The organism is Streptomyces sp. URMC 129 (assembly GCF_051386415.1).
Classification (GTDB): domain Bacteria; phylum Actinomycetota; class Actinomycetes; order Streptomycetales; family Streptomycetaceae; genus Streptomyces.
Window position 1 is genome coordinate 1 of sequence record NZ_JBPQTQ010000283.1, and the last position, 1071, is coordinate 1071.

Annotated in this window: 1 protein-coding gene; it reads right to left on the reverse strand. The window is 70.1% G+C overall.

Annotation, left to right across the window (positions count from 1 at the left end; genetic code table 11):
* The coding region (gene tal, locus ACSNOC_RS27780) for a transaldolase (RefSeq protein WP_436750336.1) at window positions 1-1071 on the reverse strand (1071 nt) is incomplete at both ends.

Here is a 1071-nt window from a genome sequence, read left to right on the forward strand (position 1 = left end):
TCGGCCTGGGTGGATTCGAGGAGGCCGTTCCAGGCGGTCTCGAATTTCTCGACGCCTTCGTCTTCGAGGAGCTGGACGACTTCGTCGTAGGAGATGCCGGTCTTCTCCAGGGCGTCGAGGTCGGCGCGGGCCTGCTGGTAGGTGCCGGTGATCGTGTTGCCGGTGATCTCGCCGTGGTCGTCGGTGGCGGTCAGGGTGGCGCCGGGCATGGTGTTGACGGTGCCGGGGGCGACCAGCTCGGTCACGTACAGCGTGTCGGGGTAGGCGGGGTCCTTCACGCCGGTGGAGGCCCACAGCGGGCGCTGCGGGTTGGCCCCGGCGCGGGAGAGCGCCTGCCAGCGGTCGGCGGCGATGACTTCCTGGTACGCCTGGTAGGCCAGGCGGGCGTTGGCCAGGGCGGCCTTGCCGCGCAGCGCGGCGGCCTCGTCGGTGCCCAGCGCGTCCAGCCGTTTGTCGATCTCGGTGTCGACACGGGAGACGAAGAACGAGGCGACCGAGTAGATGGAGGCCACGTCCAGGCCCTTGGCCTTCGCCTGTTCCAGACCGGTCTGGTAGGCGTCCATCACCTCGCGGTAGCGCTGGAGGGAGAAGATCAGCGTGACGTTGACGCTGATGCCGCGGGCGATGGTCTCGGTGATGGCGGGGAGTCCGGCGCGGGTGGCGGGGATCTTGATGAAGGTGTTGGGCCGGTCCACCAGCCAGGCCAGCTGCTTGGCCTCGGCCACCGTGGCGCGGGTGTCGTGGGCCAGGCGGGGGTCGACCTCGATGGAGACCCGGCCGTCCAGCCCGCCGGTCGCCTCGTAGACGGGGCGCAGCACGTCGGCGGCGTCCCGGACGTCGGCCGTGGTGATCATGCGCACGGCCTCCTCGACCGTGACGCGCCGGGCGGCGAGGTCGGCCAGCTGCTCCTGGTAGCCCTCACCGGCCGAGATGGCCTTCTGGAAGATGGAGGGGTTGGTGGTGACGCCCACGACGTGCTGCTGGTCCAGCAGCTCGGCCAGGTCACCGGACGTGATCAACGTGCGCGACAGGTCGTCCAGCCAGATCGCGACACCCTCTTGTGAGAGGCGC